The following is a 26297-nucleotide window of genomic DNA, read 5'->3' on the forward strand; positions in this document are numbered from 1 at the left end:
TGGACCTTTGGTAACCTTCGACGGCCAACGACCATGAACGCGCGCGCCCCACACGATCCCCCGCCGGGCACGCCCTTCGGGCGATACCGACTTCTGGAGCGCCTCGGCAAGGGCGGGATGGCCGAGGTCTTCAAAGCGAAGAGCTTCGGGGTCGAGGGCTTCGAGAAGATCGTCGTCATCAAGCGCATCCTCCCGGAGCTCGCCGAGAACCCGCTCTTCGTTGACATGTTCATCTACGAGGCCAAGCTCGCCGTGCGCCTCTCGCACGCGAACATCGTGCAGGTGTTCGACCTCGGCATCGCGAAGGCCGAGGGCGGGCCCGGCTCCTATTTCATGGCGATGGAGCTCGTGCACGGCTTCGATCTCGCGACGCTGCTGTCGCGCTGCCGGCGGCTCCAGCGGCCTCTGCCGCTCGAGATGTGCGTGTACATTGCATCCGAAGTGGCGAAGGGGCTGGACCACGCACACCGCCGACGCGACGAGCAGAACCTGCCGCTCGGCATCGTGCATCGCGACGTCTCGCCGCAGAACGTGCTGCTCAGCTTCGAGGGCGAGGTCAAGGTCACGGACTTCGGCATCGCGAAGGCGCGCGGGGCGCTGGAGCCCACCACCGTGGAGGACACCCGCGCGAGGAAGCTGCACGGGAAGTTCGCCTACATGAGCCCCGAGCAGGCCATCGGGGAAGATGTGGACGCGCGGAGCGATCTCTTCTCGCTCGGCAGCATGCTCTACGAGTGCATCACGGGCGTGAACCCGTTCAGCGGACCCACCACGTTCGAGACCCTGCGGCGCGTGCAGATGTGCGAGCACCCGCCCGTCGAGCTGCTGCGGACCGACATCCCCTCGGACCTGGCGGCGCTCGTGAAGCAGGCCATGGCCAAGGACGTGGGCGCGCGCTTTCAGGACGCGGGGCGTATGTACGAGGCGCTGCTCGCGTTCCTGTACCAGCAGGGCAAGCGGTTCGGCCCGCACGACCTCGCAGAGTTCTTGTCGGGCTACCGCGAGCCGCGGGGCAAGGCCGACTCGGTGATCGAGCCCACGCTGGACACCGAGCTCCCCGCCGCGGCCCTCACGCCCGCGCGCGCCGCCCCGTCGGTCCCGCCGCGCGTGGAGCCCGACTCGGGCCTGCTGGCCGCGGCGGCCGACCTCGGCGAGCTGCGCGAAGTGACGAGCCTCGCGCTGCAGTTCGGGCCGCGCGACGTGAACGATCCCGCGGTACGAGACGAGGCCGCCCTCACACTCGAGCGCTACGGGGGCACCGTGCTGCACAACGACTCGTCCGAGCTGGTCGCGATCTTCGGCCTCTCCGAGCCGGACGCCCGTGACACCGAGATCGCCACGCGCTGCGGCCTCGTGCTGCTCCGGGCGCACGGCGCCGCGCGCCCCAGCGCCGGGGTCACCACGGGGCGCGTACACGTGTCGCCATCGGGCGAGCCCAGCCACGACCACCGCCTCGACGGGCTCGTCGCGGCGGCGCGCGAGCTCGCGCGATCGGGCGAGGGTCTGCTCGCGATGAGCCCTGCGGCATACCGGTACGTACGCGACCTGTTCTCGTTCGAGACGCTCAACGACGTGAGCGCGCGCGGCGCGCAGTCGACCACCCTGGTGGTGCGGGACGTCCGCAAGCTCGCGGAGGCCTTCGGCCGCTTCGTGGGGCGGCGGGACGAGCTGCGGCAAATCGGTGAGGTGCTCGCGCTCTGCACCCGCAGGAAGCTCCGACTCGTGACGATCCGGGGGGACAACGGCATCGGCACCACGCGCCTGCTCGCGGAGATGGAGCGGCGGCTGAAGAAGGGCGGCTACGACTTCGCGATGCACGTCGCCACGTGCCCTCCGCGCGGCGCGGCGTTCCCACGCTCGGGCATTCAGTGCATGTTGCAGGTTCTCTGCGGCCTCCGTGAGGGCGCCACGGAGGCGCAGCTCGCGGAGGTGAAGCCGCGGCTCCGCGCGCTCGGCATGCAGGAAGACGAGGTCGACGCCGTACTCTCGGTGCTCGGCGCGAGCAGCCACAAGGCCAAGTCGGGGAGCGCGGACGCGGCGCTCGTCGCGGGCTTCGCGCGCATGGTGGCGAGCCTCTCCGACGATCAGCCGCAGGTCCTCGCCTGGGACGGCGCGCAAGCCCTGGACGCGGACAGCTTCGAGCTGCTCGAGGCGGTGGTCGGTCGGCTCCCGACGGCGCGGGCGGTGCTCGTGCTGGCCGGGCGGTCGAGCTTCTCTCACCCGCTGGAGCGGTTCGCGTCCCACACCAGCATCGACCTGAAAGATCTCTCGGCCGAGGACGTCGAGCAGCTCATCGCGCTGCGCCTCGACGTGACGCAGGTTCCCCCTCCGCTCCTGGCGTTCGTGCGCGAGCGGGCCGGCGGCCACCCGCTGTTCGTCGAGGAGGTCCTGAAGGGCCTCGTCGACGCCCGGGCGCTCACCGTCACCGATCGCTCGGTCAGCAGCATGCGGCTCGTCGGGCAAGACCTCGCGCTCCCGAAGACCCTCCGCGGCCTCGTGTCGAACCGCGTGAGCCGGCTCGGCAGCGCCGAGCGAGCCCTGCTCCAGGCGGCGGCGGTCGTCGGCGACGAGGTCGAGCTCCCGGTGCTGGCCGCGATGACGGGCGCCGCGATCCCTGCGCTGGCCAAGCTCACGGCGACCCTGAAGGTCGAGGCGTTCGTCGCGGACAGCGGACCGGCCGCGCTCCGCTTCACGTCGCCCATCGTGCGCGAGATCGTGGTCGACGCGCTCACGCCGAAGGCCGGCGTCGCGCTCCACGCGGCGGCGGCGACGGCGCTGGAGCAGGTGTTCGCGCGCGATCTTGGCGCCTACGCGGTGCGCATCGCGACGCACCTCTACGAGGCGGGCGAGCGCGAGCGCGTCGCCTCGTATTTCGCGATGAGCGGCAAGCGGCGGCTCGCAGCGCGTCAGCTCGAGGCCGCGGCGAGAGACTACGCGCGGGCCATCGAGCTCTGCGACGTCGCCACGCGCGAGCCCTCGCAGCTCACCGAGTGGCTCACGGATCTCGCCGACGCGGTGCGCCTCGTGCGCGCGGCGCCCGAGGCCTTCGAGATGACCGAGCGCGTGGTCGCGCGCGTGGACGCCGCGGGCACGCAGGGCGAGCGCGTCCGCGCGCGCATCGCCTCGGGGCGCATCCTCACCGCGCTTCACGCCTTCGACGCCGCGCGCGCGCAGCTCGCCGAGGCCGAGCGGGTCGCCGGCGGCGACGAGGGCATGACCAAGTCGGTGCTCACCACATCCGCCGAGCTCGCGGCGCGGCAGGGCGACTTCAAGCGCTCCCACGCCCTCCTCGAGCGGCTCGAGACCATGACGTCGGCCGACAGCGCCGACCGCCGGCGCGCCGACGAACACCGCATCCTGCTCTTCCTCGCGGGCTCTCACGCGGCGCTCGGCAACCAGCAAGACGCGCGGCGGTACCTCGCCCGGGCCGAGCTCCTGCTCCCCGGCGACGCATCGGCCGAGTGCGAGCGCCTGAAGGCGGCGGCCCTCGTGGCCTATTTCGCACGCGACTTTCGGGGCTCGGCCGCCGCGAGTGAGCGCGCCGTCGACGCCGCGCGCGAGCTCGGCCTCGGCTACGAGGTCGCGCTGAACCTGCACAACCTCGGCGACGCGCTCGTGCGGCTCGAGGACTACCCCCGCGCGTACGGCGCGTTCAAGCAGTCCCTCGCGCTCTGCGACGAGGCCACCTTCGACCGCCTCGCGAGCCACAACCGCATGTTCTTGGCGTTCCTCGACGCCGTGAACGACGACAGCGCCGGTCTCGTGCAGCTCCACCTCGGCATCAGCTACGCCGAGGCGCGCGACTTCACATGGGACGTGCTCACGGGGCGCTGGCTCCTCGCCAAGCTGTTGCTCCGGAAGGACGATCTCAAGTCCGCGCGCGCCGAATACGAGAGGCTTCGCCGCATGGCGAAGGGCGTCGGCAACCACCTCATCGAGGGCGACTGCGACGAGGCGCTCAGCCTCATCCCCCGAGCCTGACGGATTCCCGTGGCGCCGCGTATACTCCCGGGCGGTGAGGATCACGCGCGCGCACCTCTTCGTGGGATCCCTCGCGCTCGCGGGATGCGGCGGCCCGCGGCTCGCGCGCGACGGCACCCTCGTGCTCCCGCAGGAGGGCGGCAACGGGTCCGTGCTGACGGCTAACGGTGTAGAATACACCGATCGCATCTCGAAGCCGACGCCCGTGGTCTCGCGCGATCCGAACGAGCCCTGGCGCGCCCCGATCGGCTTCATCCTCCCCCGGGACGGCCGCTTCGTCGAGACGAGCCGGCCCACGGTCTTGGCCACCACGGGCCTCGGCATCGTGCTCCGGCCCAGCGACACCCGCGTGCCCTCGTGGGGTGGTGAAGTGCTCGTGCGGGTGGACGTGCTGGCGCCCGCGGCCGAAGGCAGCGCCCGCTGGGGCGAGAACGTCGTGCTCGTGGTCGACGGGCGCGGCGCCGACACCCTGAGGCTCGCGGAGGCCGCCCTCGAGCAGCTCGCCGGCCGCGACCGCGTGAGCATCTGGGACACCGCCGGGCCGCGCCTCGTGCTCCCGTTCGTACCCGCGAGCAACCGCTCGATGGCGCTCGCCGTCCTGGAGAAGCGCCTGTCGGCGAGCACGCCCGGCGCCCCCGATCTCGCCGCGACGCTCACCCGCGTGTCGGCCGCGATGCCGAAGGGCCCGGCGGCGGCGCGTGTGCTGCTGCTCACCAGCGGCGCGTCCGATCCGTACGCCAAGCCCACCGCGACCGCGCTCGAGGCGCTCGGACGCACGAGCCTCTCGGCGGTCGGGACCACGCCCGTCAGCGACTACGGGCGCCTGTCCGCGTTCACGGCGCTGAGCGGCGGCACCACGGGCGCCGCGGCAGACGTCGAGGCCCGCGTCGAGGCGGTGCGCGAGGCCATCCCGGTCTCGGGCGTCACGATGTTTCGCGACGTGCGCCTCACGTTCGAGGGCACGCCCGCGCCGTCGCACGTGCTCGAGGCGACCGGCGGCGACGTGCGGTGGCGCCTCGACGCGGGCGAGCTCGCGCTCGGCGACGTGCGCGCGGGCGAGGCTCGCACCGAGGTGCTCCGGGTGACCGTGCCCATGTGGGTCCCGGGCGAGCGCTTCCACTTCACCGTGACGGCCACGTACAGCCCAGCCGGCCCAGCCGGCGCGACCGGCTCGGCCGGCGCGAGCGGCACGGGCAGCGCGGGCCCGCGGCGCGCGTTCGCGGCGACGTTGCCCTGCGTGTACGACGACAACCTCGAGCGGATCGCGAAGTCGCGGAACGGCGACGTCATCGCGTACGCGTCCGCGATGGCCACCCTGAAGCGCCTCGATGCGGCCTTCGTGGGCTCGAGCGTGCAGTCGATTCCTGGGGGGTTGCGAGCACTTGCTGAGCTCCACGCGCGATCGATGGCGGCCCTCGCGCGCGACATGAAGGACCCCGCGATCGCCGCGCAGGCCGATCTCCTCGGCGCCATCCTCGGCGCCACACGGTGAGCGGACGCGCCTGACGCGCCAGCGCGATCGCGATCGCGATCGCGCCTACACTGCGCCGCGGATCAGCGCACCAAGCGACGCGTGCATCCGCCCGTTCGTCGCGAGGACGCTCCCGTCGCGCACGTCGACGGCCCTGCCGGAGACTGAGCTCACCGCGCCGCCGGCCGCGCGGACGAGCGCCGCGCCGCCCGCCAGGTCCCACGGGTTCAGGCGCTTCTCCCAGTAGCCGTCGTAGGTGCCGTCGGCGACCAGGCAGAGGTCGAGCGCCGCAGACCCGCACCGCCGCACGCCACGGCACCGCCGCTTCACAGCCACGAACGCGGCGAAGTTGTTGTCCTCGTTGGTGGCGCGATCGTACGGAAAGCCGGTCGCGAAGAGGCTGTCTTCCAGGTCGGCCGTCGCGCTCACGTGGCAGGGCGCGCCTGAGCGCAGCGCCACGAGCGGCTCGCCTTCCACGGTGGCGGCGCCCACGAAGACGAGGCCGAGCGCGGGCGCGGCGACCACCCCCACCACGGGCAGCTCGTCGCCCTCAGCTCCGGCGGGCACCACGAGGCCGATCGACACGGCAAAGAACGGGTGCCCGTGGACGAAGTTGGTGGTGCCGTCGAGTGGGTCGACGAAGAACGTGGGGCGGCCGCGAGGCGACTCGCCGCCGTACTCCTCCCCCACCACCGCGAGGCCCGTGCGCTCGAGCCGCGCGAGGACCAACCGCTCAGCCTCGCGATCGAAGCGCGTGACGAGATCGCTGCGCCGCGCCTTGTGCTCGACGTCGAGCGGCGCGCGAAACCCGGTGAGCAGGTGGGCCGCCGCCTCGCCGGCCGCCTCCTTCGCGACCTCGAGCAGCTCGAGGAGTGTGCCGTCCGTGAGGCGCTCGGTCATTGTCAGTCACGCTCCCTAAGCGCCGCGAGCAGCTTCTGGTGGATCCCGCCGAACGCCCCGTTCGAGAGGAGCGCCACCGTGTCGCCTGGGGCCGCGTCGCGCGCGAGCTGCTCGACGATGGCGTCGACGCTCTCGGCGTTCGTGGCGTGCGCGCCGATCTCGCGGGTGAGCCGGGCGACGTCCAGGCGCTCCGCGTCGGGCACGTTGGTGCGCCCGAGCGGGGCGAAGACCACGCGATCGGCGCTCTCGAACGCGCGCGGATATTCGGCTTGGTGGAGCGCGCGGCAAGCCGTCGCGCTGCGCGGCTCGAAGACGGCGAAGAGCTTGCCTGCGCGGTGCTTCTGCCGGAGCGCGCGGAGGGTCTCGAGCACCGCCGTGGGGTGGTGCGCGAAGTCGTCATACACGCGGACGCCGGCCGCCTCTCCGACGAGGTCCTGCCGGCGCTTCACGCCTTCGAAGGTCGCGAGCCCGGCGCGGAGCTCAGCGAACCCAATGCCGAAGCCCTCGGCGCAGGCCGCGATGACCGCGAGCGCGTTGCGCACGTTGTGAGCGCCCGGGCTCGTCATGGAGAAGCGCCCGGCGGACGAGCCGCCCACGAAGACGTCGAACGCCTGCACGCCGGCCTCGTCGATGGGGACCGGCGCTGCCAGCCAGGTCGGCGGCTCGTCGCGCTCGTCTCCGCCCGGACTGGCGATCGCGTCGCCGTCGAGCGCCACGTACACCACGCGGCAGCGCGCGCGCGCGGCGACGGCGCGCACCTTGGGATCGCGCGCGTCGACCACGAGCAGACCGCCCGCGGGCAGGGCCGCGACGAGCCGCTCGAACTCGCGCACGTACGACGCCTCGTCCGGGTAGATGTCGATGTGGTCGTGCTCGATGCTCGTGAGCACCACCACGTCGTCCTCCGACACCCCAACATAATCGAGGAATTTCGGAGCTTTATGCCAGTAAACGGCGTCGTATTCGTCGCCCTCGACGACGAACGGCGCGCGCCCTCGAGGGGCCGTGGAGGTGCCCCCAAGGCGGTGCTTCACCCGCCCGATCTTGGCGCCCTTGCCGAAGTTCTTCGGCACGCCGCCGATGAAGAAGCCGGGCTCGGCGCCGGCCTTCTCGAGCAGCCACGCGGCCATCGACGAGGTCGTGGTCTTGCCGTGCGTCCCGCAGACCACGAGCGCGCGGCGACCCTCGAGGAAGTGCGCGCGGAGAGCGCCCGACATGCTGGTGCGCGGAAGGCCGCGCGCCTCGACGGCCTGCGCCTCCGGGTTGGTGGCGCGGATGGCGTTCCCCACGACGGCGAGGTCGACGTCGCCGGCGACGTGCGCGGCGTCGTACCCCCGGAGACAGCGCACGCCCGCGGCCTCGAGCGCCGGGCCGATGGGGGGGTCGAACGCGAGATCCGACCCGCTCACCTCATGCCCCGCCTCGACGAAGAGCGCGGCGAGCGCGCCCATCCCCGTGCCCGAGACCCCGACGAAGTGGACGCGCACGTCAGGCCTTTCGGAAGGTGAACGCCTCGTCCACCACGTCGACGTGCACCACCGACCCGGGCGCGTAGCCCCCCGCGAGGATCTCCTCGGCCAGCGGGTCCTGGACGTTCTTCAGGATGGCGCGCTTCAGCGGCCGCGCACCGAACGCGGGCTCGTAGCCGAGATCCACGAGGCGGGTCTTCGCGGCGTCCGACAGCTCGAGCCGCAGCTCGCGATCTACGAGCAGCTTCTCGAGGCGCTTCAGCTGGATCGTGACGATGCCAGAGAGATCCGGCTTCGACAGGGGGCGGAAGATCACCACGTCGTCGATGCGGTTCAAGAACTCGGGCCGGAGGAAGTTTCGCAGCTCCTCGCGGAGCACGTCGCGCAGGGCTTCGCGGCCGTCGGCCGACTCGAAGAGCTTCGCGTCGGTCTCCAGGATGCGCTGCGACCCGATGTTGCTCGTCATGATGACGACCGTGTTCGAGAAGTCGGCGGTGCGGCCGCGGCCGTCGGTGAGCCGACCGTCGTCCAGAACCTGGAGGAGCAGGTTGAAGACGTCGGCGTGGGCCTTCTCCACCTCGTCGAACAGCAGCACGCTGTAGGGGCGTCGACGGACGGCCTCCGTCAAGAAGCCACCCTCCTCGCTGTCGACGTAGCCGGGCGGCGCGCCGACGAGGCGCTGCGCCATGTGCTTCTCCATGAACTCGCTCATGTCGAGGCGGGTCATCGACTGCTCGTCGTCGAAGAGAAACTCGGCGAGCGCCTTGGCGAGCTCTGTCTTCCCCACGCCGCTCGGCCCGAGGAAGAGGAAGCTCCCGATGGGCTTCCCCGGATCGCGGAGGCCCACGCGGCCGCGCCGCACGGCCTTGGAGACGGCGCGCACGGCCTCCTCCTGGCCAACGACCCGCGCGCTGAGCCGCGCCTCCATCTTGAGCAGCTTCTCGCTCTCCGCCTCGAGCATCCGCGCGATGGGGATGCCCGTCCAGTCGCCCAGCACCACCGCGACGTCCTCTTCGGTGACGATGCGGGTCGCGCCGGCGGTCTCCGACTCGCGCGAGACCGCCCCCTCCGCCGCCGCGAGGCGGCGCCTCACGTCCGGCAGCTGCACGTGCTCGAGCTCACCCAACTTCGCGAAATTATGTTCTTTTCTCGCGACCTCGAGCTGCGCTTCGAGCTTCGTCAGCTCCTCACGGAGCGCGCCCGCGGCGGCGAACGCGCCGCGACGCGAGTCGAGCTTCACGCGCATGTCGGAGACGCTCGGCTCGAGCTCGCGGATCTCCTTCTCGATGCGCTCGCGGGTCTTGCGGCTCATGGGGTCTTCGTCGTGGATGACGCCCGCGAGCTGCGACTTGAGGGACGCGAGCCGGCGGATGGCGTCGTCCATGTGCGCCGGGATGCCGTCGAGCTCCACCCGCTTGCGGGCGGCGGCCTCGTCGAGCAGATCGAGGGCGTTGTCGGGCAGCGCGCGATCTTGCACGTAACGCTTCGCGAGCCGCACCGCGGCGACCACGGCGGGATCGCCGATCTGCACCTGGTGGTAAGCCTCGTAGCGCGTCGCCACGCCGCGCAAGATTTCGATCGCCTGCTCCGGCGTCGGCGCGTCGATCGAGAGCGTCGTGAAGCGGCGCAGCAGGTTCGGGTCCTTCTCCTGCAGCTTGCGTACGCCTTCGGGTGTGGTCGTCGCGAGCAGGCGCACCTCGCCGCGCGCGAGCAGCGGCTTCAGCAGATCGCCCACGCTCGCGCCCGCGCCGCCCTGACCGAGCAGCGACTCGAGGCCGTCGATGAAGAGCACCGTGTCCTTTTGCTTGACCAGGGTGAGCACCTGCTTCAAGCGCTCCTCGACCTCGCCTCGCAGCTTCGCGCCGGCCATCAGCGAGCCCACCTCGAGCTCGTGGATGACGAGACCGGCGAGGTTGTGCGGCACGTCTTCGGCGGCGATGCGCGAGGCGAGCGCGCCCACGATGGCGGTCTTGCCGACGCCGGGCTCTCCCACCAGAAGCGGGTGGTTCTTCTGGCGGCGTTCCAGGATTTGCAGGACGCGCCGCACCTCGACGTCGCGCCCGATGACGGGGTCGAAGCCCACGTCGCGCGCGCGCGCCGTGAGATCGTTCGTGAAGCGCCCCACCCCGGCGCCGGTGTCGGTCGTGGCGGACGGCGACGCGGCTGCGCTCGCGGGCACCTCGCGGGGAACGCTGTTCAGCGCGTCCATGTGCGAGCGCAGCGAGCCCGGCCCGAGCCCGAACGCCTGAAGGACGACGGCGGCCGGCCCGCGGATCTCCTGGGAGAGCGCGTTCAGCAGGTGCTCGACACCCACCAGGCTCTTGTCGGCCTCCTTCTCGGCCCGACCGAGCAGCTGCAGCGTCGCGGTCGAGAGGTACGCGAGCCCGCCCTGCTCCTTTGGCAAGCGAGAGAGCTGGGTCTCCGCCTCCACGGCGATGTCGGTCGCCGACGCGCCCGCCTTCTTGAATACCTCCTGTACGCCACGATCGCGCTCGATCGCCCGCGACAGGAGGTGCAGCGGGAGGACCTGGCCGTGCTTGCGCTCGTCGGCGAGCGCTTGGGCCCCGGCCACGAGGGCCTTGGCGTCGGGGGCGTAGCGCTCGAGATGAATGGTCTGTTCGACTCCCATGGGGAGCCGATGCTATCACGCGCCCCGAGACGTGGCGCCGCAGTTCGGGGCGCCGCTGAGCCCGGGCCCCCGCAGGCAGTCGCGTGCACTCTGCATGCGTCCCTTCCGCTCCGTCAGCACGGTGCTATCCTCGCGAGCTCATGGGCTCACGCGTCGTCGTGTATGTCACCACCTTCTGCGGGTATTGCGTGCGCGTGAAGATGCTCCTCGACCGCCGGGGGATCCCCTACGACGTGATCGACGTCAGCGGAGATCACGAGCGGCGCGAGTGGCTCGTCGGCGTGACGAAGCGCCGCACGGTGCCTCAGGTGTTCATCGATGGCGTGCCTGTGGGCGGCTTCGACGACGTCTCGGAGCTCGACCGCAGCGGCCGCCTCCGCGAGCTGCTCGACGCGCCACCTCCAGCCCCCCCGGCGTGACCCCGCTCGAGCGGCGAGCCGAGGAGGAGCAGGGAAGCACCGCGACGCAAGCCGGCGAAGCGCCGATCAAGCGTTCGGCGCTCTAGATGCCGAGCCAGGGCGCCGCGGGCACGGTCTGGCTGCCGCGGCGGATCTCGAAGTAGAGCATGGCGCCGTGCCCCTCGTCGCCCACGGTGCCGAGCCGCTCGCCCGAGCCGATGTCGTCGCCGACCTTCACGTCGATCGACGCGAGGTTCGCGCTGACCGAGTAGTAGTGCTCGCCGTGGTCGAGGATCACGATGCGGCCGTAAGCGCCATAGCGATCGGCGAACGCCACGCGGCCCGCGAACACGGCCCGCACCGCCGTGCCGAGCGGGGCGCGCACCTCGAGGCCGGGGCCGTCGGTCCCCTCGCGGTGGGCCTGCCGGGTCTCGGCCCGCCCGGTCACGGGGAACAGCAGACGGCCGCGCGCTGCGGTGAACCCGCCAAACGCCGTGTCGGCCGACGCGCCGGTGCCGCCATACACGGCCACGTACCCACCGCCGGGCCCCGCGGACGTGAACGCTTGGTCGAACGCCACCTGCCGGCGCTGGTCGTCGGCGGCGGCCTGGCGAGCCGAGTCCATGGCGCTGCGCTGGGTCGCGAGCGAGGCGCGATCGCGGGCGATTCGCTCGAGGCTCCGCGCGAGCTCGCCACCCCGGCCGCGGAGGCGTCGCTCCTCGGCGAGGTCGCTCGACAGCGTGCGCCGCGCGCGCTCGACGCGCATCGCGTGGGTGACCAGCGCGTTGAACCCGCCGCCCACGGGGAGCATGCCGGCGCGCGAGAGCTTGTAGAACGCGCGCCCACGCGCGAGCGCCCGGCCGTGGATGCCGGCGAGGCGCGGCCCGAGCTCGCGGAGCTCTTTCTTGGCGTTCTCCTGCTCGTTGTCGAGCTCGGCGATCTTCTTGTCGAGCGCCTCGAGGGCGAGCGCGGGGGAGTCGGGCGTCGTCATCGGCGCCAGCGGCGAAGGCGGGAGCGTGCGCTCGCCGGGATCGCGCGGCGCCGCGTGCACCGCTCCGGCGACCAGCGCGAGGAGCACGAGCACCCCTCCGCCGAGCCGCGAGGCGGGCGAAGCGAGCGACGCGCGGCGCTGCGGTTCGAGCGCGCGCACCGCTACACCGTCACGAGCTTGCGGAGGCCCAACGAAGCGGCCGTCATCCCCAACATGCCGCCAACACCGACCATGCCCAGCGCGACCTGCCAAGGGAGGAACGAGGGCTCGACGCCGACGAGCATCGCGAGCTCTCCGTCGAGCCGCGCGCGCACCACGAAGAACAGCACGGCGAGCAAGGCGATCGCCGCCGACGCCCCGATGGCGCCCTGCGCGCCGCCCTCGAGGAGGAAGGGGCCCTTCACGAAACGATCGGTCGCCCCGACGAGCTTCAACACCTCGACCTCGGTCTTGCGGCGCTGGAGCGCGAGCCGGATGGTGGAGCCGACGACGGCGAGCACGGACGCGAACACGACGAACGCGAGCAGGAGGGCGGCGGTGACGCCCCCGCGCACGAGCTTCGAGAGGCGCGCGGTCCACACCTGGTAGGTCTCGACGTCGTCGACCGCGGGGAGCTGGCGGATCTTCGCGACGGTGCCGTCGAGCTCGGCGTCGGTCATGTCGGGCCGGACCTCGAGCTCGAGCGAGGCGGGGAACGCCTCGACGGGGAGCGAGGCGAGCTCCGAGGCCGCGCGCGCCTCGCTCGCGCTGAACTCGGCGCGCGCCTGGCCGCTCGACACGTACCGCGCCGACAGCACGCCGGGCACCTTCTCGAGCGCCTTCTTCAGGTCGTCGATGTCCTCTTGGGAGGCGCCGTCCTTGAAGTAGATCGAGGCGCGGCCGGCGTGGGCCCACCGCTCCTCGACGGCGCGGAGGTTCGTGACCACGAGCAAGGCAGCGCCGAGGCACACGAACGCCACGGCGAGCGAGAAGATGCTGAGCGCGTGCAGGCGCCACTCGCGCAGCATGCCTCGCCGGGCCCGGCGGGTCGTGTTCAGTGAGGCGTCGATCATGGCGAGCGCGGGTCCTGAGCGAGCGGGTAGATAGCAAACTTCACTAACGTATTCGCTCGGTTAAAGTGGCAGCTCGTTGTCGTACAGGTCTTCTTCGGGGGTGGCCACGCCGCCCCGCACGTCGACGGCCTTGCCCTCGTCGAGGACGATCACGCGGCGCGCGCGCTGGTCGAGCAGAGAGCGGTCGTGCGTGGCGAAGAGGACCGTGGCGCCGGCCTCGTTGATCTCCTCGAAGAGCCCGAGGATGTCGATCGCGAGCTGGGGATCGAGGTTGCCCGTGGGCTCGTCTGCGAGGACGAGCGCGGGCTCGCCGACGATGGCGCGCGCCACCGCCACGCGCTGCTGTTCGCCGCCGCTCAGGACCCCGGCGAGGTCTTGGCCGCGGCCGTTCAGGCCCACGCGCTCGAGCACCTCGCCCACCCGCGCGCGAATGAGCCGCGGCGAGAGGCCGATCACCTCGAGGGTGATGGCCACGTTCTCGAACACCGTCCACGACGAGACGAGCTTGAAGTCTTGGAAGACGACGCCGATGTTGCGTCGAAGGAACGGGACGGAGTCGTCGCGGAGGCGGGCGACGTCGCGGCCCATGAAGAGGATGCGGCCCTCGTCGACGCGCTCGGCCCGGTAGAGCATGCGGAGCAGGGTGCTCTTGCCGGAGCCGCTTGGGCCCGTGACGAAGACGAACTCGCCGCGCTCGATGATGAGGTTCATCCCCCGCAGCACGGGCGCGCCCGCGCGGTAGGACTTGAAGACGTCCTCAAACATGAGGATGGGCCGCTGGGCGGCCTCTCGCGTGAAGCGAGCCCCCGGTCGGAGCATCGGTTTGAACGATCGTTCTTCGTCCATTGGGGACATGCCTTGGCGGTAGCAGGAACGATACGAGAGCACCAACTTTTCAGCAAGCCAGGGGCCAGGCCCACCCGAGACCACACAAGTGCCTGTAACCACTTACTTTGTTATGAAAGTTTGGGGCAATTGAATGAAGCGCGTGCGTGGGAAGTCTCTTGACGACGACGCGCTTTCTCCGTTGCATCGGCGAGACCGCCAAGAACGGGAAACAGGTCGAGGGAGTTCGCATGAAGAAGGTCGTTCTGGGGTTGGCCACCGCCGTCGCATTTTTCGCCACCGGGGACGCCGACGCGCAGCCGTCTGTGCGCGGACTGGGCCAGCCCGCCGCGGGCCAACCGGCCGCGCCGAGCGCAGGCTTCACCGTCAACAACCGCGCGATGCACGCGGTGCCGTTCTCCGGCACCTCCGACGTGATGAACATGCAGAAGCTCTCGGCCCTCCGCGCGCGGCAGCCGAAGCCGTGTGGCCCGACCGAGGTCGCCCCCGGCGTGTGGGTCCGCATCGACTGCCACCTCGACACCTCGCGCATGATGAAGGCGAGCGTCCACTTCAGCCCGGCGAAGATGCGCCTCGCGAAGCAAGGCAAGCTCGCGACGCGCCCGTTCACCACACGCGCGGGCGGCGCCCTCGCGCCGACCAACCGGAGGTTCTCGGGCGGCGGCGGCGCGACCCCCGCGCCGGCTCCGGCCCCGGCTGCCGGCATGAGCGAGCGGGCTGGCACCCCGGGCGCCTCGACCAACACGGGCACCGAGCGCGGGTCGTACCCGGCGGTGGTCGACCACCGCGGCGAGGCCATCGAGGGGCCCGTCAAGAACCAGGGTTACGTCGGCTCGTGCACCGCGTTCGCGCTCTCAGCCACGCTCGACAACGCGATCCGCCGCGCGGGCATCCAGGAGGCCAGCTCGCCCTCGCACATCTGGTCGTTCTACGCGATCCCAAAGATGTCGGCCGCCGGCGACACGAACCTCGGGCAGAGCATCGCCTCGTGGACCACCTGGCCGTACAGCGGCAAGGAGGCGTGCAAGATGAGCTCGCCCCAATACGAGGACTGCGGCGACGTCTACAACGTTCGCCCGGGCACGGCGCGGCAGGACAGCACCTACGTCGCGAACCTCAACAAGGCCACCCAGAGCGGCACCTTCAAGATCGGCGCCATCGAGCAGCTGAAGACCCTCCCGCCCGACATGGACGAGCTCGAGGCGACGCTCGCGAGCGGCGCCGACCTGTGGATGGCGATGAAGATCGACGGCTCGAAGTTCTCGAAACTGAACAACTTCGTCATCCCCGACTGGACCACCGCGCAAATCTCCGGCGGCCACGCCATGGCCATGTCCGGCTACCGCAGACTCCCGAACGGCAAGCGCGAGTTCTTGCTCCACAACTCGTGGGGCACCTCGTGGGGCGACCAGGGGTACGCCTGGGTGAGCGAGAAAATGGTGGCGACCATGATGCACTACGCCTTCCGCGTGAAGCTGGAGGGCCAGGCGCCGCCCGCCGCCGGCCTCACCGACGACGACTGCGCCTGGGACGAGCTCGTCGACAGCGCCACCGGCCGGTGCGACAAGATCTGCTCCGACGATTCGCGCCCGAACAACGGCTGCGGGAGCACGGCGTCGAAGCGCTGAAGAGTTTGGCGGCCGCCGGCTATCGTCCCCTGGAAGCGTGATCCCGTGGGTCGAGGGTCATCGGTCGAAGAGGAGCGCGGGGGTGCTCCTTTTTCGACGCCGGTGGCAGGAGCCTCACTGTTCGCGGGTTCGCCGAGTGGGTTCTCGCGGCCCTTCTGATGCAATCTACACGGAGCTCCGTCAGCCGCCGAACTTGAGCGGGTAGCCCGCGACCTCGGTGGGGAGGGCCGCAGGCGGGAAGGTCCACGTCTTCACGTCGCGCAGGAGGCACGCCTCGACCGAAGGGCTCTTCAGCGTGCTGCTCACGATGGAGGCCGCGCCGACCTGGCCGCTTGGCTCGATCCGGAACTGAACGACGACGTCGCCTTTGAGCCCTGGCGTCTTCAGCGCCTCGGCCGCGTAGCAGGCGCGGAGCGACGCCGTGTGGGCGACCACCGTCCGACGGATCTTGTCCGCAGGGAGACCTCGCGCCGCGCCCGCGTCAAGCGCGGCGTCGGGCCGCGCGCCCGCGTCGAGCGGGTCGGATCGCACGCCCGCGTCGAGCGCCGCGACGGCGACCGCGTCCGCCGGCGCGGCGGGCTTCACGGTGACCGCCAGCAGCTCCTCGGGGATGGGCCGGATCGCGCCCAGCGCCTGCTTGAAACGCGCGACGACCGAAGGCGGTGGTGCGGTCGCCGCCGGGTCGTCGGCCCCGCCACGGTCCGGGGGCGGCAGCTCCGCGGGGAGCGCGCGCAGCACGCCAAGGCGACGCCACGCCTCCCCTTCGGCCGCGACCCCCACGGGGAGACGGGTGGGCTTCGCGCGCGACGCGAGCCCGAGCGAGGCGCCGTGAGCGAGCAAGCTGACCACCAGCGCGAAGACCGCCATGCCCTCGATCCTCGCGCTCCTCGGCGGCGGCGTAGCGACGGACACGTGCTGGAAGAAGAGCCCGAACTGTCCGTACTGAAGGACGCCGTGGTCGCCGGGCATGATGGGCACCGGGCCACCTCGGCCGATCTCCACCGGGTCTTCGGCTCGCCCACGGAGCTTCAGCAGCCCGCCCACGGCTCCGGTCGCGTCGAGCACCCAGCCGCCGTCGACGGCCTTGATGGGCGTGGGGCTCGGGGCGAGGCCGTCCGGAAGTGGGAACGAGGCGTGGCGGTGCTCGCCGAAGACGAACGAGCGCCCCCCAGCCAGTGTGCGGAGCGCGAGTACGGTCGTGCCCCACACGCACGCGACGCGGAGCACTTGCGCGCGGAGGACCGCGGGCTCGGTCATCCTTTCACCCGGAAGCGGTAGGTGTTGTAGCGATCGAGCGTGCTCCCGGCGTCTTCCCAACCGTACCGGTAGCGGCCGACGTGCCACAGGCGGACGCTGGTGTCGGCGAACAGCCCGAACCCCGCGGCGCGCGCGCGCTCGAAGAAGGCGTAGTCCTCCGTGAGGTACCAGGGCTCGGGGTCGTCGTCGGAGTCGAGCAACATCGGAAGAAAATACGGAACGACCGGGCGCTTGAAGCGGCGGTTGCACACGGGCAGCCGGCACACCTCACGGATCGCCTCGTAGACCTCGCGCCGGGTGTGCACGAAGCCGAGGCCGGCGTAGCGCACCGAGAGGAGCCCTCCCGATTTTCCGAACACGATCTCGTCAGTGCCTGGGTGCACGTAGCAGGCGAGCTCGCGGGCGCCCTTCTTGGCGTAGAGGCCGCAGGTGAGCGGGCGGTCGTGGGCGCGGAGGCGCGCCACGTCGGCGGCGTCGAACGCGATGTCCGCGTCGATCCAGAAGAGCTCGTCGAACCCGTCGGCGAGGGCGTCGGTCGCGAGCTGGCTCCGCTGGAGATCGATGCCCGCGCTCGAGGAAGCGCGGCGGACGATGTAGCCCTCCTCTTCGAGGCGCCCGAGCGCGCGCTCGCACTCGATCTCGATGTGCCCGCTGTAGGGCACGAGCACGACGCAGCGGGAAGGATCCATGGCGGCTTCGCCGACTCGCGGGGCCGACGCGACGCGCGTTCGGGACGGGAGGGCCGCGCAAGTCAAGCCGGTGCCGCCCGAGGTGTCAACGCCGCGCCTCGCCCGCGCGCACGCGCAGCGCCTCTCGTGGCAGACGAGCCGGCGGGGAGCCGGGCACCGCCGCGCACGCCCGGCGCCACCTTTTCCGATTCGTCGCGTAGCCTCTCGTCATGGTGCTGAAGGCAAAGCGGAGCGCGTGCGCGCTCACGATCGGCGGCCTCGATCCGGGCGGCGGCGCCGGGGTGCTCGCGGACGCGAGGGCGTTCTCGCGGGCGGGCGTGCTCGGGTGCGCGGTGACCGCGACCCTGACCGTACAGTCGACCTCGGGCCTCCGCGCGGCCCGCGCGCTCGACCACGCGGAGCTGGAGGCGCAAGCGCGCGAGGTGCTGCGCGTGCAGTCCGTGCGGGCAGTGAAGACGGGCGCGCTCGGCTCGGCCGCGAACGTACGCGCGGTGGCGCGGCTCCTCGGCCGACACGCGGAGCTGCCCGCGGTGGTGGACACCGTGCTGCTGCCGACGCGCGGCTCGGCGCGCCTGCTCGCGAGCGGCGCCGTCCGCGCGCTCCGCGACCAACTCTTGCCCCACGCCACCCTCGCGACCGTCAACGTGCCCGAGGCGGAGGCGCTCACGGGAATGCGCGTCACGCGGCTCGCGGAGGGCGAGGCCGCCGCGCGCGAGCTCCTGAAGACCGGCGTGTTCGCCGTGCTCGTGAAGGGCGGGCACCTCACGGGCCGACACGCGACCGACCTGCTCGTCGGCCCCGACGACACCCTCGAGCTCCTGCGCGACCGCCTCGATCTCGGGCCGACACACGGCACCGGGTGCACGCTCGCGTCGCTCATCACCGGGCGCCTCGCGCGCGAAGAGTCGCCGGCGCGCGGGTGGGACGACCTCGTGGCGGCGGTGCGCTGGGCGAAGCGCGTGCACCACGACGCGCTCTCGGAGGCTCGCGACGTCGGGGGCGATCTCCGGGTCCTCTTCCTCTGATTTCTCAATACATTCCATGAGCTTACTTCTCTCCACGCTGCTCGGCCCGCTCACACCTCGAGCCCCCGGCTCGCTCACTCCACTCGCCGCTTCTCCTGGTCCGTCAGAGGCGACCGCGCCGACGCTCGACCGCGCCGCCCTCGCCGGCTTCGCGGCCGATCGGCTCGGGTTCGCGTTCGTCGGTGGCTACGGCGCCGCCCTCACGTGCCTCGTCCCGTCGATCGGCGCGCGGGCGTGTCTCGCCGCGACGGAGCGTGGCGGCGCGCACCCGCGCGCGATCATGACCACCCTCGGAGAGGCCGACCCGACGGGCGCGCGGCGCCTCGACGGCGAGAAGACCTGGATCACCCTCGGGACGCTCGCCACGGAGCTGCTCGTGGTCGCGCGGCTCGCGCGGCCCGGAGTGGGCGAAGGTCGCCTCGAAGGCAGGGGCTCGCTCCGGGTCGTTCGGCTCCCGGCGGGGCGCGAGGGGATCACGCTGAGCGCGGGCGTGGCCACGCCGTTCGCGCCCGAGGTGCCCCACGCGGAGGCCCGGTTCGAAGGCGTGAGGATCGCGCCCGACGAGGTGCTCGAGGGCGACGGCTACGACGACTACCTGAAGCCTTTCCGCACGATCGAAGATCTGCACGTGCTCGGCGCCGCGCTCGGCTACCTCGTGCGGGTCGCGCGAGAGTACGCGTGGCCGCGGCCCTTCATCGAGCAGGCGCTCGCGGCGCTGCTCACGTTGCGCGGGCTCTGCGCGCTCGACCCGCGCGCACCCCAGACGCACGTCGTGCTCGGCGGCGCGCTGTCGCTCGTGCGCGCCCTCGTCGACGACGCCACGCCCCACTGGGCGCTCGCGCCGGCGGACGAGCGCGAGCGGTTCGCGCGCGATCGGATGCTCCTCGACGTGGCGGGGCGGGTCCGCGCGGCGCGCCTCGAGGCCGCGTGGGGGCGCCTCTCGGGCGCCTGATCCTCCCGGCGCTACACGAAGTCGTCGACGGGCCCCGCGCCCTCGCGGACCACGGTGGGCGGCATCGTGGTCAGGTCGACCACCGTCGTCGGTACGAGCCCGCCCCCGCCGCCATCGACCACCAGGCCCAGGCCCTTGAACGCCGCGTCGATGTCGCGGGCGTCGACCAGCGGGTCCTCGCCCTGCCGCTGCGCCGTCGTGGAGATCACCGGCCGCCCGAGCTCGCGCGTGATGGCGCGGATGATGGCGTTGTCGGGCACGCGGATGCCGACGGTCTTCTTCTTCATTTGCACGAGCTTCGGCACCTCACGCGTGGCGTCGAGGATGAAGCAGTACGGCCCCGGCAGGAGGTGCTTGAGCGTGCGGTACTGGTGGTTCTCCACCACGGCGTAGCGCGCGATCTCCGAGAGATCGGCGCACACGAACGCCAGATCACGCGACCGGTCCATGCCCTTGATGGCGTAGAGGCGATCGATCGCCTTCTTGTTCATCAGGTCACAGCCGAGGCCGTACACGGTGTCCGTGGGGTACGCGATGACCTCCCCGGCGAGGAGGGCGTCGACGGCCCGACGGATCTTCCGAGGCTCCGGGTGATCCGGGTAAATCTCGAGGATCATCGGCTGCGCGCATTACCGCATGGCGGGGCGCGGGTCACCCGAAAGCGCCGCGGCGTCGTCGCGTCCCCGACTCTCGTGGCCAACACTCGTGCGCTTCGCGCTAGTCTGACCCGAGCTCCGTCATGTCGATTGCACTCGTCCCGCCCTGGTTTTTCCGCCTCTTCGGCGCGCTCTTCGGCCTGCTCTGGGGCAGCTTCCTGAACGTCGTGATCCACCGCGTGCCGCGCGAGCTCAGCGTGGTGACGCCGCCGTCACACTGCCCCGCGTGCAAGACCCCCATCAAGCCCTGGCGCAACATCCCGGTGCTGTCGTGGTTCCTGATGGGCGGCAAGGCCGCGTGCTGCGGCGTCAAGGTGAGCCCACGCTACCCGCTCGTCGAGCTCATCGGCGGCGGCGTCGGCCTCGCGCTCGCAGAAACATGTATTCTACAGCACGCCGGCGACTGGTCGCTCTGGCGCGCGCTCGCGGTCTTCGGTGCCACCTTCGCGGTGGCCTTGGCGCTCGTCGCCGCCGCGTTCATCGACCTCGACTTCATGTACATCCCCGACGCGGTGTCGATCGGTGGCGCGGTCGTGGGGGCGGCCACGGCCACGCTCCGCGGCTTCTCGCTGATCGACGCGGTGGCGAGCGGCCTCGGCTCGTTCGTGCTGCTCGCCGGCTTCGATCGCTTCTATCGCCTCGTGCGCGGGCGGAGCGGCCTCGGCATGGGCGACTGGAAGCTCCTGATGCTCGCGGGGGCCTGGTTCGGCTGGCGCGGCGCGTTCTTCGTGCTGCTCGCCGGGTCCGTGCAGGGCTCACTCACGGCGCTCGGGCTCCGCATGTTCGGCGTGAAGATCGGCCTGCCCGAGGGCGTGAAGGAGGAGCTGCGCGAGCTCCGCGAGGCCGCCGACGCGGGCGACGAAGAGGCCAAGAAGGCGCTCGAGGAGGACATGCTGAGCGGGGTCGGCGACGACGACGGCGTCATGCAGTCACCGCTCGCGTTCGGGCCGTTCCTCGTGCTCGCGTGGTTCGAGTTCCTGTTCTTGGGCGACCGCATCCTCCGCGACTACGACGGCTGGCTTCGGGCGCTGTTCGGGTAGTCGGCCCCCGGCGGGGCGCTCTCATGGAGCGCTCCTCGGTGACAAAAGAAGAGAGACCTCGCGCCCTGGGGCGGAGGCCTCTCCTTTTCGCTCGCGGCTCCGCTCAGGCGCGGTCGGCGAGCGGCACGATCTCGCGGGCCTTCGCGCCGGTGTAGATCTGACGGGGCCGGCCGATCTTGGTGGCGCCGTCCTCCATCATCTCCTTCCAGTGGGAGATCCAGCCCGGCAGGCGACCGAGCGCGAAGAGCACCGTGAACATGTTCGTGGGGAAGCCGAGCGCGCGGTAGATGATGCCCGAGTAGAAGTCGACGTTCGGGTAGAGCTTGCGCTCGACGAAGTACGGGTCCTCCAGGGCCGCGGCCTCGAGCTGCTTGGCGATGCCGAGCAGCGGATCGTCGATGCCGAGGTTGGCGAGGACCTTGTCGCAGGCCTCCTTGATGATCTTGGCGCGCGGATCGAAGTTCTTGTAGACGCGGTGCCCGAAGCCCATGAGGCGGAAGCCGGAGGTCTTGTCCTTGGCCATCGCCACGTACTTCTTTACGTCACCACCGTCTCGCTGGATGGCCTCGAGCATCTCGATGACCTCCTGGTTGGCGCCGCCGTGGAGCGGCCCCCAGAGCGCGAGGATGCCCGCCGCCATGCTGGCGAACACGTTCGCACGAGAGCTGCCGACGAGCCGCACGGTCGACGTGGAGCAGTTCTGCTCGTGGTCGGCGTGGAGAATGAGGAGGAGGTTCATGACCTTCTCCACCTCGGGGTCGACCTGGTAGGGCTCGGCCGGGACGCTGAACATCATGTTCAGGAAGTTGGCGCAGTACTTGAGGTCGTTGCGCGGGTAGACGAACGGCTGCCCGATCGATTTCTTGTAGGCGAACGCCGCGATGGTGCGGATCTTGGAGATGAGCCGGGCGTACGTGATCTCGAGCTGCTCCTTGTCCGAGAAGTCGACCTCCTCCGGGTAGTAGGTCGAGAGCGAGCACACCATGGCCGAGAGCACCGCCATGGGGTGCGCGGTCGACGGGAAGCCGTCGAAGAAGTGCTTCATGTCCTCGTGGATGAGAGAGTGCCGCGTGAGGAGGTCGCGCCACCGCTTCAGCTGCGCCACGTTCGGCAGCTCGCCGAAGATGAGCAGGTAGGCCACCTCGATGAACTCGCACTGCTCGGCCAGCTGGTCGATGGGGTACCCCCGGTAGCGGAGGATCCCTTGCTCGCCGTCGAGGAACGTGATGGCGCTCTTGGTGGACGCCGTGTTCATGAAGGCCGGGTCGATGGTGACGAAGCCGGTCTTGGCGCGGAGGTTCCCGATGTCGATCGCGCGCTCGTCCTCAGTGCCCACCACGACGGGGGCCTCGAACGTCACGTCCTTGATCTTGATCTCTACCTTCTCGGTCACGGGGGCCTCCAGGCGGGTCGGGGCGCGCCGAGGCGCGGCGGTGAGTGAGGGTCGCGTATATACTCGCGACGGGTCGCCGAGAGTACTGGAAACTTACGCGGTGCGTAGTGGACCTGCCGCGAGCTGCCCCTGCTCCGCGTGCGGCTGAGGTAGGGTCATGTAGGATCTGCTTGGGGCTCGTCCGCCCGCCCCCCGGTCACTCCGCACCGGTCCGATCACACCCAGGCGTTGTTCAGGATCTCGCCGACGCCACCCGCCCCGGGGACGATGTACTGGTGCTCGTCGAGGCCGCGCTCCTCGCTCCAGCGGCGACCCGGCACCGTCGCGAGCACGTCCGACGCGCTGAGGCCGCGGTCGAGCCGCAGCGAGTAGATGATGGTGTCCGGGTGCGCCGCCAGCACGTTGCGGATGTACTCGGGCGTCACGACGAGGTGCAGCGTGATGCACAGCTTCGGCGTGCCCTCGAGCCGCGTGCGGTAGTGCGTGAGGGCGCTGTTGATCGACGAGCCGGTCGCCCCCATGGGGTCGGGGAAGACCAGGATTCGGTCCTCCACGTCGCGACCAATCTTCGCGTCGTGCCAGGTGGCGCCGATCACCTTGCCGTCGGCGTCGGTCGCGCGCGACATGAACAGGTGGTCTTGCCGCACGCCGGCGGGGTCGAGCACCTCGTTCAGGAGCTCGTAGACCACCTGCGACGGCATGGTGCCGGCGCGCGCGATGCCGATCGTGACGACCTGGGTCGCGTGATCGATCGCGAGCCCGCGGTAGACCGCCTCGGGCGACTTGATGACCATGCGGGTGGGCACGGCGACGCGCTCGCGAGGGAACTCGGCGGCGACGACGACCTCCGCGAGCTTCTCGTAGAGGGTGCGCACGAGGCGGCCCACCTCCGGCTGGACCGTGTCGCGGGCGCAGAGGCGCGCGAGCTGCGTCCACGCCAGCGGATCGTCGAGCAGGTGGACGTTGGGGCCGTATTCGTGGGCGATCTCGAGGGGCCGGTAGCGACTCGTGGCGTACGCGCTCTCCACCATGGGGGGCATGATGGCCCCGCCGCGCGCGCGCGTCTAGATGGGAGTGGTGTGAGCTCAGCGCCGCTTCTTGCGGCGCCGGTTGTGGTGCAGCACGAGCTCCCCGTAGTCGGGCGTGACTGGAGCCTCCCCGCCTCGATACTGCCCGGCCGCGGCCTTCGCGTACTCGGGGAGCGCGGCGACCATCGCGTCGAGCTCGGGCAGCGCCGCCACTCCGCGCGGCCTCGCCCACGTGTCGAGCGCGGCCGCGAGCTCGGCGATGCGCACCCCGCGCAGGTGTCCGCGCCGAGCGAGCTCCGCGTAGCTCTTGGCGAGCCCCTCGCCATCGAACCGGTGCTGCACGACGAGCTCGATCGCGACCCGGAGCACGCTCTCGGCCGGGACGCGGCCGTCCTCGAAGACGACGAGGGCCGCCTGCAGGTAGTTGTAGAAGGGCACGACGCGGCGCCCGTACACGTCGAAGTCACCGGGCGGCGACTGCCCCTCGAGGTGGATGAGGACCCGCTCGAGGACCTCGCGCTTCGGGATGGCCTCGGCGTACTCCGCGATCTGCTCGGCGACGTCTTCGTAGACGCGACCGCCCGAGCACACCCGCGCGAGCTCGGCGGCTGTCACTCGACCGGCAACCACATCGCCATACAGGCAGTACACGAACGCGTCGGCCTCCGCGTCGTCCCCGAAGAGGGTCTCGCGTACGCCCGCGGCGGCGATCTCCGGCACGGCCTCGGCGCAGCTCTCGAGGAGCGCGGGCAGCTTGTAACCAAGCTGATCTCGCAACGCGCGAAAGCGCAGGCGCAGCACGTTCTTCAGGTTCGGCTTGAGGACGAAGCTCTGCCAGGTGATGCCGTCGAGGCGGAGCTTGTCCTCGAGGCGCCCGCGCATCTGCTCGGGTGAGCCGGACAAGATGTGGACGGCGACCCCCGCCGCGCCCATCTCGCGGAGCAAGGTGGACGCGCCCGGGTTCGTGCGCTTCTCGTCCGCGCGCTCGAAGGCGGTGCGGATGAGGTCCTTCATGGTGTCGAACTCGGTGCGAAGATAGGTCTTGTCGAGGTCCCACCGCGCGATGTGGGGCGGCACCGCGCTCACTTGGGGACCCTCGGGGCGGCGGGAGGCCGGCTGCTCGCGCGGGGCTTCGTCGCCGCGGCCCTCTTTGGAGGCAGCGCGCGCGGCGGCAGGATGTCGGACTCGGTCGTCAGGCGCTTCGCCAGGAAGATCGCCGCGTCGAGCTTCTGGAAGCTGCGCGCCTTGTAAAAGCGCAGCGCGTTGTCGTTGTTCTCGGCGACCTCGAGGACGAGGTGCGTGCACCCTGCAAGCTTCGCCATGTGCTCCAGCTGCTCGAGCACGAACGAGCCGATGCCGAGGCCCTGGTGCCCGGGGTGCACGGCGATCTCGTCGACGAACAGGGGGCGCATGTCGCGCCGGGCGAAGTAGCGGTGGTTCATCCAGTTGTCGGCTCCGATGTCGAGGGCGCACTCGGCGTAGCCGACGATGGTGGTGACCCCACCGGTGCGCAGCTCGAAGAGGAGCTGCTGGATGCCTTCCTCCTCGTAGACCTCGAGGAACTGCTTCTTCGAGCGCGGGCGCTGGTACTCGACGGTCTCGCGGTTCACGTCGCGGAAGCAGAGCTTCAGGAACTCCCAGGTCCTCGGGAGGTCGCGCCGGTGGATGCGACGCACATGGATGGCCCCCTCGTCGGAGGCCAGATCCGGCAGCACGTCGCCCGGGGTCGCCGCCTTCTTGCGCTCACTCGCTACGCGTCGCGCCATCGCCTCGCAGTCTACGCCAAGTCCGCCCGCGTCGAAGCCGATCGTCACTTGGCCGCTGCCGGGCGGCTCTCGTCCCCTGCAACCGCGTCGACGAATCGGCGCGGTCAGCGCGGCGGCGTACACGACAGGGCCGGGGCGGTCGCGCAGCCGCCCGCGCAAGCGACGCGGACGCGGCGGCCGAGCGCGCAGAAGGTGAGCGTCGCGCCGTCGCACCGCGGCGGCTCGTCCGCGGCGCAGTCGTTCTTGCCGAGGACGTAGCACCCAGCGGTCGTCGCGGAGCCGTCGCACCGCAGACCGAGGGCCCCGCAGTCGACCACCGACACCGCGCTCTTCTCGGTGCCGCGGGGGCCGGTGCACGCGACGAGGCGATCGCCCTCGCAATAGCGTGCCCCTGGCGCCGAGCACCTGGGCGAGCCCTCCGCTTCGCACGACGCGCGCTCGAGACCGTCCGCGTCGGTGCGCGCCACACAGCGCGTGCCGGCTCGACAGGGGATGCGCTCCGCGGCTCCGTCGACGCACGAGATGACGGCCGCCACCCCCTCGCAGCGCCCCTCTTTCGCACCGGGAGGGCAGAGCGTCGACGAGACGCAAGCGCTCTCCGTGAGGCCACCGGAGTGCTTGATCGCCTGGCACTTGCCGCCGAGGGCGCGACAGTCGACCCGCTCGGCCTCGTCGGCGTCATCGCCGCAGTCGATGAGGGCGTCCCCGACGCACGCGGACCCCTCGCCCGGGTGCGCGCGGCAGTAGGCCACCGCGGGCGCGTCGCCCTCGCCCTCGCACGCGTGCACGGCGGCGCAGGTCGAAGCCCGCGTCGCGCAGGTTTGGGCGGCGCTCGGGGCATGGGCAGGGGAAGAGCCAAGGTCGGCGAGCCACGCCGCAACGCAGCGGCCGGGATCGCGCGCGCCCTCGCCCGCGTGACCGTGGGCGCACGAGGCGCGGAGGACACACGCGCGGGTCGCGTCGGCGAGCCACGCCGGATCGCGGCGAGCCTCGGGGGAGCTCGCGGGCGTGCACGCCGCGGCGAGCGCGAGGCCCGCGACGAGCGCCGCGACGACGCTCCCCGCCCGCGAACGCGCGATGCGAGCTGCTCCACGGGGCGACGATGGGGGCGTAGGGAAGCTCACTC

21 protein-coding genes are annotated in these 26297 nt (G+C 71.4%); 7 read left to right on the plus strand and 14 right to left on the minus strand.

What is annotated here, in order from left to right; genetic code table 11:
• Nucleotides 1-33: 33 nt before the first annotated feature.
• Both IPQ09_14340 and IPQ09_14345 read left to right on the plus strand, forming a co-directional pair.
• The gene (locus IPQ09_14340; protein ID MBL0195379.1) at nt 34-3981 is read left to right on the plus strand and encodes a protein kinase; all 3948 of its coding nucleotides are present in this window, start codon (nt 34-36) and stop codon (nt 3979-3981) included.
• Between the two features lie 34 nt (nt 3982-4015).
• Nucleotides 4016-5473: a VWA domain-containing protein gene (locus IPQ09_14345; GenBank protein MBL0195380.1), complete on the plus strand. Its 1458-nt coding sequence runs from the start codon at nt 4016-4018 to the stop codon at nt 5471-5473.
• A 45-nt stretch (nt 5474-5518) separates the two neighbouring features.
• Here the strand turns inward: IPQ09_14345 and IPQ09_14350 are convergent, their stop codons facing one another.
• Genes IPQ09_14350 through IPQ09_14360 form a run of 3 tightly spaced genes read right to left on the minus strand, consistent with a single transcriptional unit; the run spans nt 5519 to nt 10450 of the window.
• Nucleotides 5519-6352 carry an inositol monophosphatase gene (locus IPQ09_14350; protein ID MBL0195381.1) on the minus strand — a complete coding sequence of 278 codons (834 nt, stop codon included), beginning with the start codon at nt 6350-6352 and terminating at the stop codon, nt 5519-5521.
• Nucleotides 6353-6354: 2 nt separating this feature from the next.
• Nucleotides 6355-7839 (minus strand): UDP-N-acetylmuramate:L-alanyl-gamma-D-glutamyl-meso-diaminopimelate ligase, encoded by a 1485-nt coding sequence (locus IPQ09_14355; GenBank protein ID MBL0195382.1) that lies wholly within the window; start codon nt 7837-7839, stop codon nt 6355-6357.
• Nucleotide 7840: 1 nt separating this feature from the next.
• Complete coding sequence (locus IPQ09_14360; GenBank protein MBL0195383.1) at nt 7841-10450, minus strand: AAA family ATPase; 2610 nt, start codon at nt 10448-10450, stop codon at nt 7841-7843.
• Nucleotides 10451-10590: 140 nt separating this feature from the next.
• Between IPQ09_14360 and IPQ09_14365 the strand changes: the two genes are divergently transcribed.
• Complete coding sequence (locus IPQ09_14365) at nt 10591-10869, plus strand: glutathione S-transferase N-terminal domain-containing protein (protein MBL0195384.1); 279 nt, start codon at nt 10591-10593, stop codon at nt 10867-10869.
• A gap of 82 nt (nt 10870-10951) precedes the next feature.
• On the opposite strand, the gene IPQ09_14370 is transcribed toward IPQ09_14365, so the two are convergent.
• The 3 genes from IPQ09_14370 to ftsE form a co-directional block, all read right to left on the minus strand.
• Nucleotides 10952-11998 (minus strand): peptidoglycan DD-metalloendopeptidase family protein, encoded by a 1047-nt coding sequence (locus IPQ09_14370; protein MBL0195385.1) that lies wholly within the window; start codon nt 11996-11998, stop codon nt 10952-10954.
• A gap of 2 nt (nt 11999-12000) precedes the next feature.
• Nucleotides 12001-12876: an ABC transporter permease gene (locus tag IPQ09_14375; GenBank protein MBL0195386.1), complete on the minus strand. Its 876-nt coding sequence runs from the start codon at nt 12874-12876 to the stop codon at nt 12001-12003.
• Nucleotides 12877-12951: 75 nt separating this feature from the next.
• On the minus strand, nt 12952-13656 hold the full coding sequence (ftsE, locus tag IPQ09_14380; GenBank protein ID MBL0195387.1) for a cell division ATP-binding protein FtsE: 705 nt from the start codon (nt 13654-13656) through the stop codon (nt 12952-12954).
• A 311-nt stretch (nt 13657-13967) separates the two neighbouring features.
• Between ftsE and IPQ09_14385 the strand changes: the two genes are divergently transcribed.
• Nucleotides 13968-15365, plus strand: coding sequence for a C1 family peptidase (locus tag IPQ09_14385; protein MBL0195388.1), 1398 nt, complete (start codon nt 13968-13970; stop codon nt 15363-15365).
• Nucleotides 15366-15545: 180 nt separating this feature from the next.
• Here IPQ09_14385 and IPQ09_14390 read toward each other — a convergent pair whose 3' ends face one another.
• A complete protein-coding gene (locus IPQ09_14390) occupies nt 15546-16622 on the minus strand; it encodes an AgmX/PglI C-terminal domain-containing protein (GenBank protein ID MBL0195389.1) in 1077 nt (358 codons plus the stop codon).
• Nucleotides 16619-17311, minus strand: coding sequence for a hypothetical protein (locus IPQ09_14395; protein MBL0195390.1), 693 nt, complete (start codon nt 17309-17311; stop codon nt 16619-16621). Before IPQ09_14395 ends, IPQ09_14390 begins: the two co-directional genes overlap by 4 nt.
• A 209-nt stretch (nt 17312-17520) precedes the next feature.
• Here IPQ09_14395 and IPQ09_14400 point away from each other — a divergent pair, with 209 nt between their 5' ends.
• Both IPQ09_14400 and IPQ09_14405 read left to right on the plus strand, forming a co-directional pair.
• Complete coding sequence (locus tag IPQ09_14400) at nt 17521-18336, plus strand: hydroxymethylpyrimidine/phosphomethylpyrimidine kinase (protein MBL0195391.1); 816 nt, start codon at nt 17521-17523, stop codon at nt 18334-18336.
• A gap of 16 nt (nt 18337-18352) precedes the next feature.
• On the plus strand, nt 18353-19288 hold the full coding sequence (locus tag IPQ09_14405) for an acyl-CoA dehydrogenase (protein ID MBL0195392.1): 936 nt from the start codon (nt 18353-18355) through the stop codon (nt 19286-19288).
• An 11-nt stretch (nt 19289-19299) separates the two neighbouring features.
• On the opposite strand, the gene IPQ09_14410 is transcribed toward IPQ09_14405, so the two are convergent.
• Nucleotides 19300-19905, minus strand: coding sequence for a threonylcarbamoyl-AMP synthase (locus IPQ09_14410; GenBank protein MBL0195393.1), 606 nt, complete (start codon nt 19903-19905; stop codon nt 19300-19302).
• Between the two features lie 122 nt (nt 19906-20027).
• Here IPQ09_14410 and IPQ09_14415 point away from each other — a divergent pair, with 122 nt between their 5' ends.
• Nucleotides 20028-20984: a prepilin peptidase gene (locus tag IPQ09_14415; protein MBL0195394.1), complete on the plus strand. Its 957-nt coding sequence runs from the start codon at nt 20028-20030 to the stop codon at nt 20982-20984.
• 103 nt (nt 20985-21087) lie between these two features.
• Here the strand turns inward: IPQ09_14415 and IPQ09_14420 are convergent, their stop codons facing one another.
• From IPQ09_14420 to IPQ09_14440, 5 genes are all read right to left on the minus strand, one after another.
• On the minus strand, nt 21088-22377 hold the full coding sequence (locus IPQ09_14420) for a citrate synthase (GenBank protein MBL0195395.1): 1290 nt from the start codon (nt 22375-22377) through the stop codon (nt 21088-21090).
• A 215-nt stretch (nt 22378-22592) separates the two neighbouring features.
• Nucleotides 22593-23408 (minus strand): uracil phosphoribosyltransferase, encoded by an 816-nt coding sequence (locus IPQ09_14425; protein MBL0195396.1) that lies wholly within the window; start codon nt 23406-23408, stop codon nt 22593-22595.
• 54 nt (nt 23409-23462) lie between these two features.
• A complete protein-coding gene (locus IPQ09_14430; protein MBL0195397.1) occupies nt 23463-24491 on the minus strand; it encodes a hypothetical protein in 1029 nt (342 codons plus the stop codon).
• Nucleotides 24488-25171 carry a GNAT family N-acetyltransferase gene (locus tag IPQ09_14435; protein MBL0195398.1) on the minus strand — a complete coding sequence of 228 codons (684 nt, stop codon included), beginning with the start codon at nt 25169-25171 and terminating at the stop codon, nt 24488-24490. The genes IPQ09_14430 and IPQ09_14435 overlap by 4 nt, the downstream gene beginning before the upstream one ends.
• 104 nt (nt 25172-25275) lie before the next feature.
• Entirely contained in the window at nt 25276-26295 is a 1020-nt protein-coding gene (locus tag IPQ09_14440; protein MBL0195399.1) for a hypothetical protein, read from the minus strand.
• Nucleotides 26296-26297: the final 2 nt, after the last annotated feature.

This window comes from Myxococcales bacterium (genome assembly GCA_016720545.1).
GTDB lineage: Bacteria > Myxococcota_A > Polyangia > Polyangiales > Polyangiaceae > JAAFHV01.